This is a genomic window from Pseudomonas sp. MIL9, assembly GCF_016887925.1.
Lineage (GTDB): Bacteria > Pseudomonadota > Gammaproteobacteria > Pseudomonadales > Pseudomonadaceae > Aquipseudomonas > Aquipseudomonas mohnii.
Genome location: NZ_JAFEHE010000014.1, coordinates 94706 through 109886, shown reverse-complemented (window position 1 = coordinate 109886; position 15181 = coordinate 94706). Strand labels below are relative to the sequence as shown.

Genomic DNA, 15181 nt, shown 5'->3' with positions numbered 1-15181 from the left:
GGGTTAAGCCTCTACGGTGTCAGGGCTGGCGCTGGTCGTGGGTGGCTCGCTTGATACCTGCGTCGGGTCGATGTCCAGGTGGTCGCGCTCTAACTCATCGAGTTGAGCAAGCGCCTGCTCCAGTGCGCGCCGTGCGGCCCCAATCTCTTTCTGCTTCAAACTCACGCCATGAGCTGATGCTCGCGAAACCTTTCTGATTCCCTTGGCTGCGCTATCAAACGCTTTGCTCAGACGGTCGCGGTCGCTTAAGGCCTTGACGCGAATCGTCGGCAAGTTGCTATGTGTGGGCGCTTCTGGCGAAGTAGCGATTGCCTTTACCGCCTCACGCAACGGCAAATCCGCAACGCGTTGCGCTTCTTCGACAGACAGCAACGGGACTTCCCGCGCCAGCCTCATGTATGCCTGAGCCGTGCGTGGTGCCGCCGTCACGTTTTCCGCCAACCATGCGTTCCATTGACCGTGCGGAACCTGCTCCTTGGCCAGATTGAGGTTATGCCCAGCCTCAAGCGCCAGATCCATTGCGGTGCGAGCTGATTTTTCTGCGTCACAGATACAACGGTTGATCGTCGCAGCCAGGCTTTCCAGTGGGATCGCGTCAATTGGTGCCGTCTGGCATTGCTGAATATTCGCCACGATTAAGCCTCCTCGGAGTCTTTAGGTTCGAACCGCTGAGTGCCGTTACGCATTGCTCGCAAGCCAATTACTGCGGCGCGCGCCACGCGATCGATAAAGCCGGTTTCAAGGCAGGTGGAGCGCCCGCCCATGTCCGCAATTGCGAACTGGATAGCGTGGAACGCCTCGGTTTCATCGTGAGCAGCCAGTTCGGCAACTTCGCCATCGAAGCAAGCGATGCCCTTTTTCCAGTCCGCCGGCGCCCCTTTGTTGTACCGAGGCCAGTTAATGAGTCGGTCTTCGTCATCGCGCTTTGTGAAGCTCAGGTCGTCACGGCAAAGGATGGGGCGCTTGATTGCTGCGTTCATAGTTCACCCCCTTGCTCAGCGATAACGCCATCCAGCAACTCGGCCCAGGCCATAGCGGTGTGCTGCGCCATTACGGCGGCGACGCGGGCAAGGATGATTGGCGTGGTGGGCGAGGCGATGACGGCAAGCGCTAGGCTCAGTAATACAAGGATGCCTTGCACGTCGCGCAAGTCATCGAGAGTGCAATGGGCCGGTGCTGCGATGGGCTGGATAGGGAAGGTCATACTGCGTCCTCCACAGCATCCAGCGTTTTTTGCATCGACTCGACTTCGCTGTCGATGTAGTTCGCCCAGTCGTAACCGAGGAAGCCGCCGAGGTTGGCCAACTCCTCGATGTCGCTCGACTTGCCGTGCTTCAGATCCTTGATGATGGAGTTGAACAACACTCGCATATGGTTGATGCGTTCGTGTGTGGCGCGGAGGAGTTCGAGAGCATCGTTGGTGATGGTGGTGGCCTGGCTCATTTTTCACCTCCGACCGATTCCAGTGTGCGGACGATGGTCATGTGGTGATTCCAGCGACGCAGGCGAACAGCCAACGACGAGTCGGCATGCAAAGCGGCCAGGGCGCAGGCACGATGAAAAGCAGTGCGGGCTTTGGGCAGATTTAGAGTGAGGATATGTCGCGTGGTCATGATGGTTTGCCTTGGAGTGCGGTCTAAAACTCCGCTCCCATGACGCCAATCATGGTGAGCAGAACCGTGCAGGTTGGCGTGGCAGTCCAAGGGCTGCTGAGCACGAATGCTCCCCACACGGCCCGCCCATAAAGGCATTACCGTGTTGCGGACACAAAAAAACCGCGCAAGAGGCGGGGTATCCGCCTTGGAGTTCAGGACGCCAATCCCGTTCGCTGAATTTGCAGCGACGGGCAAACCATACCTGCGGGGGTGACTGCTGGCAAGAGAAGTTATAGACCACTCATCGTTGGACATGAGCATAGTCATCATGCGGCATCACTCCGAAGATGCTTGGCGCGCAGGCTCTGGATGTAGCGCAGAAGGGAGGATTTACGGGCTGCGAAGTCTTTGCCTTGGCCGATCAGGAGCACGTCGCGGATCTCTATCAGTGACACCAGCACCAGTTCATGCGCGGTGAGTTGATCGCGATCGCGGCCGGCGAATTGCCCAGTGATTACCTGGTTGATCAGCTTGGCTTCGTTGATGAAGTGGTGGCGCTGGGGAGTCTTGCCGTTCTCCTCGTAGGCGATTGCTAGGGCATCACACAGACCGCGGTAGCCGACGGCGGATTGTTGGCGAGCTTGCTGCCAAGTGCTTTGATCGCCGCGGAGTAGGGCATCGATCTGATCGTCACACCAGATGGCGAAGTCCACGGAAAGCCACCGGGCAAAGGCTACTGCCAGCTTGGGATGGAGCCAGGTGCCGCCGTTGCGGCCACGCTGGGTGCGGACTAATTGCGGGATTTTCCCGCATTTAACCAGGGCCTCCAGGTAGGCAACTGTTTCTGGAAGGCGCAGCCATTCGTGCGGGAGCTTGCCGAAGCGTGCGGCTGCTTCAGTGGCATTGATCCAGCCTTCAGCATTGAAGCGCACGGCCTGACCGTCGTAGTCGAAGGGAATGATGCGGGCGCTCATGCTGCCACCTTCTGGCGCTGCTTCAGGGGCTTGCTCAGCATCAGCAGTACGTTGCGTGCGCGGCGGTGCTCGCTGGCCGGCAGGGTGTAGCGCGTCACGGTGCAAGGTTCGCCCCAGTGGTTCGGCACGCGTTCAATCTGGCGCTCAAATTTCAGACCGTAGCCATTCGCCAGGCTGCTGATGGTCGAGTGCAAGCAGTGGTCGCCTAGGCGTTCAGCCTCAAAGCGGTTGAGGCTGTGATCCTGAAGCATAAAGTTCAGGACGCGACTGATCTTCGTCGGCGCTTTCCCGGTGCTGGTGGTAATATCGGCGGGCGAGGGGTCGGTCTGCTGGTTAAGGGGCTGGCTCTTTTTCATTTCAGGCCACCTCGCGCAGGGCGATGCGCTGGCGCACCCATTCCTGAGCTTCAGCCAAAACCCAGCCAACAGGCGCCCCGCGCGATTTGCTATCGCTCAGTGGCACGGGACGTGGGAAGGTCGGATCGTCTTTCAGGCGTTTGTAGATGGTCGGGCGGGCGTAGCCAGTGATTGCCGAAAGTTCGCTGATGCGGATGATGACCGTGGCTGGGTCGAACTGGTGAATGGTCGTAGCGGCTGGCTGTATATGAGCTTGGGTCGAGTGCATAGTTCTGTATCCCGAGTGATAGAGACTGGTGTGTCCTCGGGTTCAGATTTAAAGGGGTTACGCCCAGCAACAGAAGTCATGGAAAAGCTCGGTTTTCGTTCCGGATGAGCTATTGGCGAAAGCCTTTCCGGCACCGTGGTGCCGGCATTTGAATCCGGAACTCAGGAGGATTCAGGCGACTCCGGAATGGTTTTTTCTGGTTTTGATTCCGCTTCGGCAGCAATCCTTTCCGCCTTGTCTTTTTCCACCACCTGGCCCAGGTATCTTTCAAGCCTGGTAGTGGCACCAATAAGGCGAACCGTCTCTGACGTAATGCTCTGCTCCATTAGCGGTTTGACTACTTTCCTAATCCGATCCCCCATATCGACATCTCTGTCCTCAAAGGTGATCGAGCTGGGTGGAAACAGTGCATTCGCTATCTGGTTATGCGTGAAGCGTACGCCTTTGATTTCTGCCCATTGGTACAGATCAAAGGCCGCTAGAATTCTGTACTTGTGCCATTTTTGAAAGTCGTCGTCGCTGATGGGCTTTTTGAATCGCTCATTCATATCGCTCCTGACTCCTGCGAGCCATATGCTAAAAGCGATCTTGAGTGTTTCGTCGTCGCTATCGAGGTCCACCGTAATTGGAACTCCGTGGCAGAACTCTGGAGCAAGCCAGCCAACCTTTTCCAACGCTTCTTTTTTTAGCAAGCTTCCACCTTCGTAAATGCTGACTACCTCCTCTAATAGCTCCGGAGGGGCATCCTTGCCTACGACAGAGCACACTTTTTTGTAAAGTGCCTGCCAAGACTCGTCCACTGACCAGGACGCAGAGATTACTGCCAGATCGGCAGCAATCATTGATCTCACTGGAAATGGATCAGTGTGGCGCTCGATCAATCCAAAATCGCCAGGGATGCGGCCGGCAAAGGTTCTAAAATAACTTTCCTGCTGGTCCTTTCCTAAAAATGGCTTCGTCTTCATAAACAGCGCACGCATTTCTATGCTCACGCCCCACTGATCATGCGATAGAGGTATTTGATAAGCTTTGAGATCAAACCATTCTGGAATTTTGGCTCTGGCCATACTGTCCCCCGGGCGGGCGTCCTGGAATAAGTCAGCTTTCCATACGGGCGAATAGCCCGCTATTTACTAATTTGGTTAGCCAAACTTTCTGTTCTTGCACTGGTTATTTAAACAGTAATAGCATTCAGTCTATATCTGTCTATGGGCACAAAGGAAGGCCCGCTTCAGGCCCTCTTGATTGACACGACGTTTCCCTTGGCCAAGGTGTCCTGATGGTCGGCGTACCATTGCATCATGGTCGTGCGCTGTGCCAAGTACTGAGCTTTGTTGTAGATCCCAGCCACGCCTTCCTTGACGTGCGATAGCTGCGCCTCGATGTGGTTTTCGTCGAAACCGTGCTCGTTGAGGATCGTTGAGGCGATGTGACGGAAACCGTGGCCGGTTTGGCGACCTTCGTAGCCGAGGCGGCGCAGGGCCATTAGAAATACGGTGTTGCTGCGGGGCTTGGTGGAGTCGCTGCGGCCAGGGAACAGCAGCGGATAACCTCCAGTGAGATTGCGTAGGCCGATCAGCAACTCCACAGCTTGGCGGGGCAGGGGCACAAGGTGTTCGCGGCGTCGCTTCATCCGCTCGGCAGGGATTGTCCAAAGAGCGCTGTCTAGGTCGAACTCAGACCACCGGGCCTCGCGTAACTCGGACGGGCGACAGGCAAGCATGGAAAGGAGGTGTAGGCCGATCCGAACATCTATGGCGCTGGGGTATGCCCGGATGGCGCGTAACAGTGGTGGCAATTCATCCACCGGAACATGGGCGTAGTTCTCTGATGGCTTGGTCTGGAGAAACTTGTGGAGCCCTTCCAGCGGATTATGGGTGGCGCGGCCAGTGACGCGGGCAAGGTCGTAAATCTCTTGGCAGCGGGCGCGCACTCGGCTGGTCTGCTCGATGATGCCCTTTTGCTCCATACCGCGTAGGAACTCCATCCACTCCATTGGCAGGATCTCGGTGTAAATCCGTTTGCCAAACACGGGGAATACATGAAGCTCCAGTGCGCCGATGGTTCGGGTTGCCGTTCCATCCGTCCAGCTTTTGCGCTTGGCGGCGTACCACTCCCGTGCCAAGTGCTCAAACGTGTTGTTCGTTGCCTCGATCTCTGCGGCCTTCCTGGCTCGCTTGGTGGCGAGTGGGTTCCCGCCTTTTGCGGCGTCCTCTCTCAGCAGGGCGGCTTTTTGTCTGGCTTGCGATCCTGATAGCTGATGATCGCCAGTGCCGTAACCGCCAAGGCCAAGCCACGACCACTTGCCGTCTGGCTTCTTGTAGCGCAGTTGCCACGACTTACTTCCATCCGGGCGCACGCGCAGATACAGGGCGTTGCCGTCCAGCTCCCGGTACTCCTTGGCCTCTGGTTCCAGTGTGGCCAGCACGGTGTCGGCTAAAGGGCGGCGTTTTATCTCGCTGCGCTTCATTTTCCTTGTACCCCTCAGTTTCAATTATTTTCCAAGGTACATGAGGGGATACACGAAGGGAAGATATAGGGGGAGATAAGTAGATACAGCCAGAAACAAGAAAGCCCGCACGAGGCGGGCTTCTTGAGGTGATTCATAGACTGCTGTAGACATCTGTGAATCGGTACTTGGTGGCTACACAGGGACTTGAACCCCGGACCCCAGCATTATGAATGCTATGCTCTAACCAACTGAGCTATGTAGCCAAGTGGCGCGCATTATTCACCGGTAACGGGGATGCGTCAAGCATAAATCTAAAATATTTCTCTACGCTTTCAACCGCTTATCCTCCTGACCCGAAAAAACGGGTCAGGGGAGGGCATCATTTGAGCTGAAATCTGCCGGTATTGGCGCTCAAAGCCTTGCTGCCCTGACTCAAGGTATCTGCCGCAAGGTTCACCGCCCGCGCACCTTCGAGCAAGCGGACCGCCGCCTGATCGACTTGCTGGATGTTGCCGCTGACCTCATCGGCTGTACTCGCTTGCTCGTCGACCGCCGTGGCGATCTGCGCCAGGGTGTCGGTGACCCCCTGTACGGCGCTGGCGATTTCCCCCAAGCGTTCGCCGAGGCTGGTGACGGCCTGCGCATCGGTCTGAGCCTGCCCGCAGGCCGCTTCCATCAGGCTGACGGCTTCGTTCACGGTGCTGCGCAGGCTGTCGACGGTGCCGGCGATTTGCGCGGTCGAGGACTGGGTGCGTTGCGACAGGCTGCGCACTTCATCGGCCACCACGGCGAAACCGCGGCCCTGTTCACCGGCGCGGGCCGCTTCGATGGCGGCATTGAGCGCCAGCAGGTTGGTCTGTTCGGCGACGCCGCGAATGGTATCGACCACCAGTTGAATCTGCTGCCCCTGCTCACTGACCCGGCCCAGCGCCGCCGCCGTGTCATTCAAGCGTTGATTGAGTTGTTGGATGCTGGCCGTCGTGCGCTGGCTGTCACGGCTGCTGTCGGCGGCGATACGCTGGGTCTGCTGGGCGCTGCCGGACGCTCGTTCGCAGCTGTCGGAGACCCCTTGGGAGGTCGCGGCCAGTTGCGTCGCCGCCGCTGCAATCTGGCTGATTTGCAGTTGCTGGGCTTCGACCTCGCCCAAGGCGTCGGCAGAGTGATGATTGAGGGTTTGCACCGCGTTGCTCAGTTGCAGGGTTTCGTGATCGACCCCCAGCAGGCTGGCGCGCAATTGCACCACCGCGACGTTGAGGGCGGTGCTGATGGCGGCCAGTTCGTCGCGGCCGTGCACCGGCACCTGCAAGCTCAGATTGCCATCGCGCAAGGCCTCGGCCAGCAAGGTGATACCGCTGGCGCTGCGGCGGATCGACGCCTGCAAACAGATGAACAGGTACAGCGCGGCCAGCAGCAGGCCGCCCAATATGCTCGCCGTCACAATGAACCGGCGTATGGCCGAACCCTGGTAGTCATCCAGGCGCTGATCCAGTGAAACCAGTGATTGCTGGCGCAACGCGGCGAGGTCGGAAAGCAGGGCATCGAGGCTGCGTTCGAAGTCTTCGGGCTTGAGGGTGATGCTGCCGCCGAACACACCGTCGTCCAGAACTTTCAGGCCAGCGTCGAGGTGCTTGAGGCTGTCATGGTATTGCCCGGCCCAGGCTTGCAGAGCGCTGGGCAGCCGCGCTTCAAGCAAACCTGCCGTTTTGACCAGTTGTTCCCGGGCATCGCCGATTCGACTGCGCAAGTCGCGCAGTTGCAGGCGACTTTGCAGCGTGAATTGCCCGGACACCACCGAGGCCTGGCCGAGACTGGCCAGGCGGCCGACGCGTTCGATCAGGTCGGGCGCGTGCTGAGTGGAGATCTGCGTCAGCAGGTAGGTTTCCAGCCAGGGGGCCAGCGTCAGGCGATTATCCATGGCGATCTGCTCGCGCAAGGCTTGCAGCGCGCTCAGGGCGTTGGTGAAGCGATCATAGCCGTCCGGCCACCATCCGACGCTGCTCAGACTCTTCGAGTCCAGGCCGTTGAGGGCATTTTGCAGCGCTTGAAAACGGGTCAGGGTTTCGCCTTCCGCACCTTCCTTTTGCAGGGCGCTGCTCAGGTCTGAGGTGGCTTGGGCGACAGCAGGCTGGACCGCGTCGAATGCGGCCATGGCGCTGAGTGTTGCCGGCGTTGGCTGGCGATTGGTTTCGGTGGCGCGCCAGCGAGCGGCACGGTCACGCTGGGCCTCCAGCAGGTTATCGAGCAAATCGAGGGCGAGTAACTGGCGGACCCCGGCCCGTTCGCCGGAGATCAGGTTCAGTTTGTCTCGGTAGTCCAGACCAATCATCCATAGACTGCCGGCCAGCGGCAGGATAAACAGCAGAAACAACAGTTGAAATTTGCGTGCGAAGCCAAAGCGCCCCAGCAGCCTGATCCCCGGTGATAAAAAAGCCTGCATGCCCCATGACTCCTTCGGACACCACGCGCCATCGGCGTGTATCGAGGTCTTTGCGACCGCGACCTGTGTCCCCGTAAACGGCCTCGAAAGTTCACCTTTGCCAGCTGTGTAAGCCAGCGCTGTGGTGAAACTTCCCATTCTCGGTCCCCTTTGTAAGGGGCCGCGTTGAAGCGCAAGAGCGAGGCAAGATTCAGACCATGGCGTTGGGCTATCACCGTCTTTCCGATGAATATAAAAGTCGTTAGCAGGCTAAGGGGATGGCGCTGTCGCACCGAAAAATGGCACATTGACGCACCTGCCTGTGCGCACTTACTTGTTGTCCGGAAATTCTCATGGCTATCAGCAATGTTCAGTCCGCCGCTGGATCGGCGCCTGCTCCTTCACAAAGCAGTCCTCTGGTCATGCGAATCATCGGCGCGGTCGCGCTGGCGCACCTGATCAACGACCTGATCCAGTCGGTACTGCCGTCGATTTATCCAATGCTCAAGGCCAATTACGGCCTGACGTTCACCCAGGTCGGCTTGATCACCCTGACGTTTCAACTGACCGCTTCGCTATTGCAGCCGTGGGTCGGTTATCACACCGATCGCCATCCCAAGCCATGGCTATTGCCCGCCGGCACCGTGTGCACGCTGGTCGGAATTCTGATGATGTCGGTGGTCGGCAGCTTTGCGTTGATTCTGCTGGCGGCGGGGCTGATCGGTATCGGCTCCTCGACCTTTCACCCGGAAGCTTCACGGGTGGCGCGACTGGCCTCGGGCGGGCGTTTCGGGCTGGCGCAATCGACCTTTCAGGTCGGCGGCAACGCAGGCTCGGCCTTTGGTCCCTTGCTGGCGGCCGCGATCATCATTCCCTATGGGCAGGGTCACGTGGCCTGGTTCGGTCTGTTCGCCGTGTTTGCTCTGTTCGTGCTCTACCGGATCAGCCGCTGGTACGCCAACCATTTGAACCTGTTCAAGCTCAAACAAGGCCAGGCGGCGACTCACGGCTTGTCCAGGGGCCGGGTGATCAGTGCGTTAGTGGTGCTGGGGCTGCTGGTGTTCTCCAAGTATTTCTACATGGCCAGTTTCACCAGTTACTTCACCTTCTACCTGATCGAAAAATTCGACCTGTCGGTGGCCAGTTCGCAACTGCACCTGTTCCTGTTTCTCGGTGCGGTCGCGGCGGGGACCTTCTTCGGTGGGCCGATTGGCGACAAGATCGGGCGCAAGGCGGTGATCTGGTTTTCGATCCTGGGTGTCGCGCCGTTCACCCTGGTTTTGCCGCACGTCGATCTGTTCTGGACCAGCATCCTGAGCGTGGTCATCGGTTTCATCCTGGCTTCGGCGTTCTCGGCGATTGTGGTGTACGCCCAGGAACTGGTGCCGGGTAATGTGGGGATGATTGCCGGGGTGTTCTTCGGCCTGATGTTCGGTTTTGGTGGTATTGGTGCGGCATTACTCGGCCATCTGGCGGATATTCGCGGCATCGAATACGTGTATTACCTGTGTTCGTTCCTGCCGCTATTGGGTGTCCTGGCGATTTTTTTGCCGCGAACCAAAAAGGCCTGACGCCCGATGCACTGCATCGGGCGTTGTGTATTTCAAGGGCCGTTGCGTTGCGCTCGACAGGCCGCACTCGCCAGGGTGACAACATTCAATACACGTCCACTCGCTGGACGGAAGCTCACCATAGCTTCCATGTGTAATCGACGTTTACCCGTAGCTCATTGTCATCCCGGTGGCTGGCCCGCGCGGCGAAATCATTGCGGTACCACGCGTTGCGCACGCGCAGAGCCAGGCCTTTGAGGGGCGTGCCCTGCAGCACGTAGTTGACCTCGATATCCTTCTCACTCTCTTTCAGATTGGAGCCTCCCAGCTTGGGCAGCTCGATATTGTCGCCACTCACATAACGCAGCATACCGTTGAGCCCAGGTACGCCAATGGCTGCGAAGTTGTAGTCATAGCGCACCTGCCAACTGCGCTCCTTGGGGTTAAGAAACTCGGAGCTCAGCGTGCCTTCGGTGATGACTAACGGCTCGGTGCCGAACAGGTAGGGCATTGCGGTCTTGCCGGTCAGTTGCATGTAGCCGGCACCGAATTTGTGGGCACCCAAGGCATAGGTCAGCATCAGTGCCGCATTGCGGTTGTCCACGGGGCCGGCCTTGGCCGCTCCGTCCTCGCCAGTGACGAACAGGCGGAAGTCGCTTTTCAGGCTGCCGGGGCCGATCGGACGATTGTCGACGAAGCCGTAGAAGTCCTTGCGGTAAAGGTCAGCCAGTTCGGCGTGGTAGTACTTCAGCGTCAGTTGCGGCGACCAGGCATAGTCGCCGCCGAGGAAGGTAAAGCGGTCAGATTCGGCGGCGCCATTGAAGCGGCCGTTAGGCGAGGCTACCGACATTTTCTGGTAGTTGGTGGAGTCGCGCAGGTTGATACGATCGAGCCAGCCGGCATGCAGGGTCAGGTTGTCGATTTCCTGGGACTTGAGGTACGTGCCCCGGAAGGTCTGCGGCAGCAAGCGGGTAGGGCTGGCAAAGGCGATAGGCAGAAACGTGCTGATGGTACCCAGTTGCAACTCGCTCTTCGACGCCCGGGCCTTGGCAGTCAGGCCCAGCTCCGAATATTCACTGGCCGGCTCGCGGGTGGTGGGGTTGTACGGCAGCAGGCCGGTCCCGGTACGGTCAGGCGACGAGTCCAGGCGCACCCCCAGCAATCCCTGGGCGTCCAGGCCGAAGCCGACAGGCCCTTCGGTATAACCCGACCGCATGTTGAGAATGAAGCCCTGCGCCCACTCGCGAGCAGCCGCCTGAGGCGTGGCGTTGACGTAATTGCGATCGAAGTAATAGTTGCGCATCACCAGATCGGCATGGCTGTCGTCGACAAAACCGGCGGCGCAAGCCTGGCCAATGGACAAAACGCAGGTGCAGGCGCTGAAGGCCCGAAGAAAATTCCTGAGCATGGCAGTGTTCACTTTTATTGTTGTAGGGATAACGCCCCGCGCCATCGAGGCACGGGGGGAAAAGAGCGGATGAGTCAGTCAGCGGGCGAGCGGTTGCGGCGTACCGACAGGTAAAACACCGCCAGCGCCGCCATGACGATGCCCGGTGCCGAGGCCATCATCACGCCGGCGGTGCCAGTGCCCAGTGCGAGCATTTTGCCAGCCACCAGCGGGCCGCTCATCGCGCCCAGCCGGCCGATGGCGACGGCGCTGCCGACACCTGTGGCGCGAATTGACGGACGATAGAAATGCGGTGCCAAGGCATACAGCACACATTGCCCGCCCGTGGCGAAGAAACCGGCGACGAAGCCGGCCACCAGCATGCTTTGCAATTGACTGACCATGCCCAGGGCGGTCAGGGACGCGAGAATGCCGAGGTAAATCAACGCCGACAATGCCCAGGCCGGCAGACGATCCATGACCCAGCCCAGCAACAACGTACCTGCCGCCGCGCCAAATTGCAGCGCCAGCATCACCCAGCTTGCTTGAGCCCCGCTGAAGCCCTGGCCGATCAACAGGCTCGGCAGCCAGTTGATCAGGATGTAAACCACCATGAGCGTAAAGAAGTAGCTGACCCAGATCATCACGGTCGGCAATGCCGCGCCGTTGCGGAACAGGCCGCTGACCACGCCGATCGGAGCAGCGTCGCGGACGCTGCGAAACGCCGCTGATTCCGGCAGATAAAGTCCCAGCAGTGGCACGATCAGCAACGGCACGACGCCGCCGACGTAGAACACCACTTGCCAGCCACCGGCCAGTTGGGCAATGCCAATGCTTGCAGCCAGCGCTGCGCCCAGGGGCACGCCGCAATACATCAGGCTCACGGCCGTGCCACGCAGGCGCGGGCCAGCCACTTCACTGCTCAGTGCGATCAGGTTAGGCAATGCGGCGCCCAGGCCGACGCCCGTGAGGCAGCGGGCAACCAGCAGGCTGTTGAAGTCCCAGGCCATGGTCGTGACCAGCGAGAACAGTCCGAACAGGGCGACCGACGCCATCAACACACGTTTACGGCCAATGCGATCAGCCAGCAAACCGCCGAGAAATGCACCGGGCAGCAGGCCGAAAATGCCCGCGCTGAAGACCCAGCCCATGTGTAATTTATCCAGTTGGAAAGCCGCCGCCATACCTTGGGCGGCGATCCCCGAGGCCTGCAGGTCCAGGCCTTCCATCAGGGCAACGAGGAAACACAGACCGATGGTCCGTGCCATGTATAACGGTGTCAGCACGTTTAGCGATGTCATGGGAAATACCCGTTTTATTGTTGTAATGGGCAAAGCAAGCCCTTCCGGCCGCTGCGTGGGCGGCCAGTCGGGGGTGATGCAGGGTTCAGCGCTTGAGCAGATCCAGCGCCACGTCGACGATCATGTCTTCCTGGCCACCGACCATCCGGCGCTTGCCCAGCTCGACGAGGATGTCGAGGGTCTTGAGGCCGTACTTCGCTGCGGCGATTTCGGCGTGGCGCAGGAAGCTCGAATAGACCCCGGCATAACCCAAGGCCAGGGTTTCGCGGTCGACCCGCACCGGCCGATCCTGCAACGGCCGCACGATGTCGTCCGCAGCGTCCATCAGCGTGTACAGGTCGGTGCCGTGGTTCCAGCCCAGGCGCTCGGCGGCGGCGATGAACACTTCCAGCGGCGCGTTGCCGGCACCGGCGCCCATGCCGGCAAGGCTGGCGTCGATGCGGTCGCAGCCTTCCTCGACGGCCGTGATCGAGTTGGCCACGCCGAGCGACAGGTTGTGGTGGGCGTGCATGCCGGTTTCGGTTTCCGGCTTGAGCACGGCTTTAAAGGCACGGAAGCGATCACGGATGTCCTGCATGTTCATCGCACCGCCCGAGTCGGCCATGTACACGCAGGTCGCGCCGTAGCTTTCCATCAGCTTCGCCTGGGCGGCGAGCTGGTCGGCCGGGATCATGTGGCTCATCATCAGGAAACCGACGGTGTCCATGCCCAGCTCGCGGGCGTATTCGATGTGCTGTTTCGACACGTCGGCTTCGGTGCAATGGGTGGCGATGCGCACCACCCGGGCGCCGGCGTTGTAGGCCGCCTTCAGGTCATGCACGGTACCGATGCCAGGCAGCAGCAACGTCGTGATTTTCGCGTGACGGATCACATCGGCCGCCGCTTCGATCCATTCCAGATCGGTGTGCGCGGCGAAGCCATAGTTGAAGCTCGAGCCTTGCAGACCATCGCCGTGGGCGACTTCGATCGAGTCGACTTTCGCCTTGTCCAGGGCGCGCGCAATGTCCTGCACGTTTTGCAGGGAATACTGATGACGCACCGCATGGCTGCCGTCGCGCAGGGTCACGTCGGAGATGTAGATTTTCTTACCGTTCATGTCGCTCTCCTCAGGCCTGTTGCATCGACTGCGCCATGCGCTCGGCGGTGGCCAAGGCAGCGGAGGTCATGATGTCGAGGTTGCCGGCGTAGGCCGGCAGGTAATGGGCGGCGCCTTCGACTTCGAGGAACACCGAGGTCCTCAGGCCGGAGAATTTACCCAGGCCGGGGATGTTCAACGGTGCGTCTTCAGGAATCACGTCGAACTGCACTTTTTGCTTGAGGCGATAGCCCGGCACGTAGGCCTGCACGGCGGCCGCCATCTCGACGATGGAGGCTTCGACCAGCGCCTGATCCGCCGCTTCGGACAATACGAACACCGTGTCGCGCATGATCAGCGGCGGCTCGGCGGGGTTCATCACGATGATCGCCTTGCCCTTGGCCGCGCCGCCGATCACTTCGATGGCCTTGGAGGTGGTTTCGGTGAATTCGTCGATGTTGGCGCGGGTGCCGGGCCCGGCGGATTTGCTGGCAATCGAGGCGACGATTTCGGCGTAATGCACCTTGGCCACCCGCGACACCGCCGCGACCATCGGGATGGTCGCCTGGCCGCCGCAGGTGACCATGTTGACGTTGAGCTGATCCAGATTCTGCTCCAGGTTGACCACCGGCACGCAGTACGGGCCGATGGCGGCGGGCGTCAGGTCGATCAGGCGAATGCCGGGGTTGATCGAGCGCAGGAACGCATCGTTCTTCACGTGGGCGCCTGCCGAGGTGGCATCGAAGACGAAGTCGATGTCCTTGAACACGTCCATGCGGGTCAGGCCTTCGACGCCTTCGTGGGTGGTGGCCACGCCCATGCGCTGGGCGCGGGCCAAACCGTCGGAGGCCGGGTCGATGCCGACCATCACCGCCATTTCCAGGTGCCTGGCGTTACGCAGGATCTTGATCATCAGGTCGGTGCCGATGTTGCCGGAGCCGATGATGGCGACTTTGAGTTTGTTCATTATTGTTGCCTCATGTGCACGCAAGTCGCCGATCACTCGGCGCGACTGTCTACCGAGAAATTCACACCAACCCGGCCGATGCCGTCGATCTCGGCCTCGAACCGATCACCGGCGGCTACCGCGACCATCGGCCCCAGCGCACCGGTGAGAATGATGTCGCCCGCCCGCAGCGGATCGCCCAGGCGCGCCATGGTGCAGGCCAGCCAGACGGCCGCATTGAGCGGATGGCCGAGGCATTCGGCGCCGCTGCCGCTGGACACTTCTTCACCCTTGCGGGTCATGCGCATGCTGGCCTGGCGCAGGTCGAGCCCATCGATACGTCGAGCCGGGCCGCCGAGTACGAAGCAGCCGCTGGAGGCGTTGTCAGCCACGGTATCGACGAAGCGGATGTTCCAGCCCTGGACCCGACTGCCGACGATTTCCAGTGCCGGGACGACCCAGCCGGTGGCTGCCATCACGTCGGCGAATGTGGTGTCGGCGCGAGGCAGGTCGCGGTCGAGGATCAGGGCGATTTCAGCCTCGATCTTCGGTTGCAGTACGCGGCCGACGGGCACGGTTTGGTTGTCGCCGTAGCACATGTCAGCGAAGAGCGTACCGAAGTCTGGCTGGCCCACGCCCAGCTGGGCCTGGACCTTGGGATTGGTCAGGCCGATCTTGCGGCCAACCACGCGGCGCCCGTTGGCCACGCCGTGGTCGACGTTGAGGCGCTGGATGGCATACGCGGCTTCGGCGTTGTCTTCACCGATCTGCTCGCGCAGCGGCCCGATGGCTTCGCCATGGGCTTCGGCCTGGCGCAGATCAGCGGCGAGTTGATGCAGTGTGTCTTGAGTCAGATTCATT

At 60.2% G+C, this 15181-nt stretch carries 17 protein-coding genes and 1 tRNA gene; 1 reads left to right on the top strand and 17 read right to left on the bottom strand.

The window, feature by feature from the left end; genetic code table 11:
- Nucleotides 1-3 precede the first annotated feature (3 nt).
- From JQF37_RS16860 to JQF37_RS16805, 12 genes are all read right to left on the bottom strand, one after another.
- A complete protein-coding gene (locus tag JQF37_RS16860) occupies nt 4-633 on the bottom strand; it encodes a DUF3102 domain-containing protein (protein ID WP_204149707.1) in 630 nt (209 codons plus the stop codon).
- A 2-nt stretch (nt 634-635) separates the two neighbouring features.
- Nucleotides 636-980 (bottom strand): hypothetical protein, encoded by a 345-nt coding sequence (locus JQF37_RS16855; protein WP_204149706.1) that lies wholly within the window; start codon nt 978-980, stop codon nt 636-638.
- Entirely contained in the window at nt 977-1204 is a 228-nt protein-coding gene (locus tag JQF37_RS16850; protein ID WP_204149705.1) for a hypothetical protein, read from the bottom strand. Before JQF37_RS16850 ends, JQF37_RS16855 begins: the two co-directional genes overlap by 4 nt.
- Nucleotides 1201-1443 carry a hypothetical protein gene (locus JQF37_RS16845; protein WP_204149704.1) on the bottom strand — a complete coding sequence of 81 codons (243 nt, stop codon included), beginning with the start codon at nt 1441-1443 and terminating at the stop codon, nt 1201-1203. The genes JQF37_RS16850 and JQF37_RS16845 overlap by 4 nt, the downstream gene beginning before the upstream one ends.
- Nucleotides 1440-1613, bottom strand: coding sequence for a hypothetical protein (locus JQF37_RS16840; protein WP_204149723.1), 174 nt, complete (start codon nt 1611-1613; stop codon nt 1440-1442). The genes JQF37_RS16845 and JQF37_RS16840 overlap by 4 nt, the downstream gene beginning before the upstream one ends.
- A 308-nt stretch (nt 1614-1921) precedes the next feature.
- Nucleotides 1922-2569, bottom strand: coding sequence for a KilA-N domain-containing protein (locus JQF37_RS31845; RefSeq protein WP_204149703.1), 648 nt, complete (start codon nt 2567-2569; stop codon nt 1922-1924).
- Nucleotides 2566-2925, bottom strand: coding sequence for a hypothetical protein (locus tag JQF37_RS16830; RefSeq protein ID WP_204149702.1), 360 nt, complete (start codon nt 2923-2925; stop codon nt 2566-2568). The genes JQF37_RS31845 and JQF37_RS16830 overlap by 4 nt, the downstream gene beginning before the upstream one ends.
- A 1-nt stretch (nt 2926) precedes the next feature.
- Nucleotides 2927-3193 carry an AlpA family phage regulatory protein gene (locus tag JQF37_RS16825; RefSeq protein WP_204149701.1) on the bottom strand — a complete coding sequence of 89 codons (267 nt, stop codon included), beginning with the start codon at nt 3191-3193 and terminating at the stop codon, nt 2927-2929.
- A gap of 161 nt (nt 3194-3354) precedes the next feature.
- The gene (locus JQF37_RS16820; RefSeq protein ID WP_204149700.1) at nt 3355-4260 is read right to left on the bottom strand and encodes a DUF6387 family protein; all 906 of its coding nucleotides are present in this window, start codon (nt 4258-4260) and stop codon (nt 3355-3357) included.
- Nucleotides 4261-4424: 164 nt separating this feature from the next.
- On the bottom strand, nt 4425-5663 hold the full coding sequence (locus tag JQF37_RS16815; protein ID WP_204149699.1) for a tyrosine-type recombinase/integrase: 1239 nt from the start codon (nt 5661-5663) through the stop codon (nt 4425-4427).
- Between the two features lie 168 nt (nt 5664-5831).
- Nucleotides 5832-5908 (bottom strand) — tRNA-Met (locus JQF37_RS16810).
- Between the two features lie 116 nt (nt 5909-6024).
- Nucleotides 6025-8082 carry a methyl-accepting chemotaxis protein gene (locus JQF37_RS16805; RefSeq protein ID WP_130208344.1) on the bottom strand — a complete coding sequence of 686 codons (2058 nt, stop codon included), beginning with the start codon at nt 8080-8082 and terminating at the stop codon, nt 6025-6027.
- A 332-nt stretch (nt 8083-8414) separates the two neighbouring features.
- Here JQF37_RS16805 and JQF37_RS16800 point away from each other — a divergent pair, with 332 nt between their 5' ends.
- The gene (locus tag JQF37_RS16800) at nt 8415-9632 is read left to right on the top strand and encodes an MFS transporter (protein ID WP_130208342.1); all 1218 of its coding nucleotides are present in this window, start codon (nt 8415-8417) and stop codon (nt 9630-9632) included.
- A gap of 115 nt (nt 9633-9747) precedes the next feature.
- Here JQF37_RS16800 and JQF37_RS16795 read toward each other — a convergent pair whose 3' ends face one another.
- From JQF37_RS16795 to mhpD, 5 genes are all read right to left on the bottom strand, one after another.
- Complete coding sequence (locus tag JQF37_RS16795; protein WP_130208340.1) at nt 9748-11019, bottom strand: OprD family porin; 1272 nt, start codon at nt 11017-11019, stop codon at nt 9748-9750.
- A gap of 74 nt (nt 11020-11093) precedes the next feature.
- Nucleotides 11094-12299: a 3-(3-hydroxy-phenyl)propionate transporter MhpT gene (gene mhpT, locus JQF37_RS16790; protein ID WP_130208338.1), complete on the bottom strand. Its 1206-nt coding sequence runs from the start codon at nt 12297-12299 to the stop codon at nt 11094-11096.
- 85 nt (nt 12300-12384) lie between these two features.
- Nucleotides 12385-13395 (bottom strand): 4-hydroxy-2-oxovalerate aldolase, encoded by a 1011-nt coding sequence (dmpG, locus tag JQF37_RS16785; RefSeq protein ID WP_204149698.1) that lies wholly within the window; start codon nt 13393-13395, stop codon nt 12385-12387.
- A 10-nt stretch (nt 13396-13405) separates the two neighbouring features.
- Nucleotides 13406-14341: an acetaldehyde dehydrogenase (acetylating) gene (locus tag JQF37_RS16780; RefSeq protein WP_189340424.1), complete on the bottom strand. Its 936-nt coding sequence runs from the start codon at nt 14339-14341 to the stop codon at nt 13406-13408.
- 32 nt (nt 14342-14373) lie between these two features.
- Nucleotides 14374-15180 carry a 2-keto-4-pentenoate hydratase gene (gene mhpD / locus JQF37_RS16775; RefSeq protein ID WP_130208336.1) on the bottom strand — a complete coding sequence of 269 codons (807 nt, stop codon included), beginning with the start codon at nt 15178-15180 and terminating at the stop codon, nt 14374-14376.
- Between the last annotated feature and the right edge of the window lies 1 nt (nt 15181).

Bases quoted from the DNA above. Each gene is read 5' to 3' on its own strand.
- JQF37_RS31845 (WP_204149703.1), bottom strand. From the start codon at position 2,569: ATGAGCGCCCGCATCATTCCCTTCGACTACGACGGTCAGGCCGTGCGC.
- dmpG (WP_204149698.1), bottom strand. From the start codon at position 13,395: ATGAACGGTAAGAAAATCTACATCTCCGACGTGACCCTGCGCGACGGC.
- JQF37_RS16800 (WP_130208342.1), top strand. From the start codon at position 8,415: ATGGCTATCAGCAATGTTCAGTCCGCCGCTGGATCGGCGCCTGCTCCT.
- JQF37_RS16825 (WP_204149701.1), bottom strand. From the start codon at position 3,193: ATGCACTCGACCCAAGCTCATATACAGCCAGCCGCTACGACCATTCAC.
- JQF37_RS16780 (WP_189340424.1), bottom strand. From the start codon at position 14,341: ATGAACAAACTCAAAGTCGCCATCATCGGCTCCGGCAACATCGGCACC.
- JQF37_RS16850 (WP_204149705.1), bottom strand. From the start codon at position 1,204: ATGACCTTCCCTATCCAGCCCATCGCAGCACCGGCCCATTGCACTCTC.
- JQF37_RS16845 (WP_204149704.1), bottom strand. From the start codon at position 1,443: ATGAGCCAGGCCACCACCATCACCAACGATGCTCTCGAACTCCTCCGC.
- JQF37_RS16805 (WP_130208344.1), bottom strand. From the start codon at position 8,082: ATGCAGGCTTTTTTATCACCGGGGATCAGGCTGCTGGGGCGCTTTGGC.
- JQF37_RS16840 (WP_204149723.1), bottom strand. From the start codon at position 1,613: ATGACCACGCGACATATCCTCACTCTAAATCTGCCCAAAGCCCGCACT.
- JQF37_RS16815 (WP_204149699.1), bottom strand. From the start codon at position 5,663: ATGAAGCGCAGCGAGATAAAACGCCGCCCTTTAGCCGACACCGTGCTG.
- JQF37_RS16855 (WP_204149706.1), bottom strand. From the start codon at position 980: ATGAACGCAGCAATCAAGCGCCCCATCCTTTGCCGTGACGACCTGAGC.
- JQF37_RS16820 (WP_204149700.1), bottom strand. From the start codon at position 4,260: ATGGCCAGAGCCAAAATTCCAGAATGGTTTGATCTCAAAGCTTATCAA.
- mhpD (WP_130208336.1), bottom strand. From the start codon at position 15,180: ATGAATCTGACTCAAGACACACTGCATCAACTCGCCGCTGATCTGCGC.
- mhpT (WP_130208338.1), bottom strand. From the start codon at position 12,299: ATGACATCGCTAAACGTGCTGACACCGTTATACATGGCACGGACCATC.
- JQF37_RS16830 (WP_204149702.1), bottom strand. From the start codon at position 2,925: ATGAAAAAGAGCCAGCCCCTTAACCAGCAGACCGACCCCTCGCCCGCC.
- JQF37_RS16795 (WP_130208340.1), bottom strand. From the start codon at position 11,019: ATGCTCAGGAATTTTCTTCGGGCCTTCAGCGCCTGCACCTGCGTTTTG.